This is a genomic window from Rhizobium phaseoli, assembly GCF_003985125.1.
Lineage (GTDB): Bacteria > Pseudomonadota > Alphaproteobacteria > Rhizobiales > Rhizobiaceae > Rhizobium > Rhizobium phaseoli.
This window is the reverse complement of record NZ_ML133634.1, coordinates 1-1,628: the sequence shown is the minus strand read 5'-3', so window position 1 is coordinate 1,628 and position 1,628 is coordinate 1. Positions and strand designations below refer to the sequence as shown.

Here is a 1,628-nt window from a genome sequence, read left to right as displayed (position 1 = left end):
TGTGGCGGTGAAGTTGAAATGTCCGGATGTTTGCAAAGTAGAAATGTCACTTTGGTCTGCATCCGGCAGGCGATCAGCCCCGATCTGAGCGGCTGGTCCGGGTTGCAAGATCAGATCGGGGCGGGTGAGGGGCACCCTTCGGCTTTAGCTTTGAGACGATGCGATCGACGTCTCACTCGGCAGCGTCAAGCTTTGCCAGCGCCGCTTTACGGCGTTCGATTACCGCCGGATCGTTCATAAAATCCCTCCGCCGTCCCGGACCGTGAGCCCGTCGCACATAGCCGTTCTTCTCGCTATTGCTCTTTACCACAGGCTTCGATTGCTGGTCCTGCCGCTCCTTGATATAGGCCAGAACATCGCCGAGCCGCTTGTTCTCGACGATCGCCGCATGCGTCACCCGCTGGTCCTTGTCGAACACCTTGTAGGGCAGGGAGTGTCCCTTCCACCGCACATCGAGCCGGCCGTCCGCATAGGCATAGGTCTCGACATAGCGACCAGCCAATCCGCGCGTCACGTCGCTCTCCGCCAGCATGATCCGCTTGCGCTCAAACGAAAACGTCAGCTGCGCCCCGACATAGCGCTGCTCGCGTTTGCACAGGATCTCGGCCAACCGATCCGGGGCCAGATTCATCGGCCGGTGCAGATCACCGGATCGGGCAGGGACGAGTGCAAACCGCGCATTGTGGTGGTCCATGAAGCCAGGCAGGAACGCATTGCCCGCCTCCATGTCGCAGATTCCCGCCAGCCGCAATTCCTTGACCAGCCGGTCCTGCAGCGTCCGGTTCATGCGTTCGACACGACCTTTGGCCTGGCTTGAGTTTGCGCAAAGAATCTCGATGTTTAGCTCTGAAAGCGCCCGCCCGAACTGGGTCATGCCCTGGCCGCCCTTGGCATCCTTCTTCGCCACCCGGAACACTGAATGCTTATCAGAATAAAAGGCGACCGGCGCTCCGTGATGCTTCAGATAAAGCTCCAGGGCATCGAAATAGCTGAAGGCGCTTTCCGAGCGCACGAAGCGCAGTTGCATCAGTCTGCCCGTCGCATCATCGACGAACACCAACAGCGAGCACGGATCTCCACGATCTTCGAACCAGCGATGTTCGGACCCGTCGATCTGTACCAGCTCGCCATAGGCCTCGCGTCGCAATCGCGGCTGATGAAACGTCCGCCGCTGCTTGCGCGACAGCCAAAGTCCGGCCTCCACCATCCAGCGACGCAGCGTCTCGCGCGACACACGCAATCCATCGCGCTCGGCAAGTTTCTCCGCCGCCAGCGTCGGACCGAAGTCCGCATAACGTTCGCGAACCAGCGTCACCGCATAATCCCGAATGCCGTCGCTGATCCGGTTGTTCGACGGCCGGCCGATCGCCTTATGGCGGATCGCCGCCGCGCCGTCGGTGCTGATGCGATCCAACAGGCGCCGCACCTGGCGCTCGCTCAGATCAAGCACATGCGCCGCCGTGACCATCGTCATCCGGCCGGCGATTACCTTCGACAAAACCTCGATCCGCTGCAGATCGCGCTCGCTCATCGCTATCAATCCCATCCGCAATCTCCCACGTCAGCAAATGCGGGGAGTGTGACATTCCAACTTTGCAGAAACAGGACATTCTAACTTTGCGGCTACA

1 protein-coding gene is annotated in these 1,628 nt (G+C 60.3%); it reads right to left on the bottom strand.

The window, feature by feature from the left end:
* Positions 1-172 precede the first annotated feature (172 nt).
* Positions 173-1,546: an ISNCY family transposase gene (locus tag EFD56_RS32450; RefSeq protein WP_126907129.1), complete on the bottom strand. Its 1,374-nt coding sequence runs from the start codon at positions 1,544-1,546 to the stop codon at positions 173-175.
* Between the last annotated feature and the right edge of the window lie 82 nt (positions 1,547-1,628).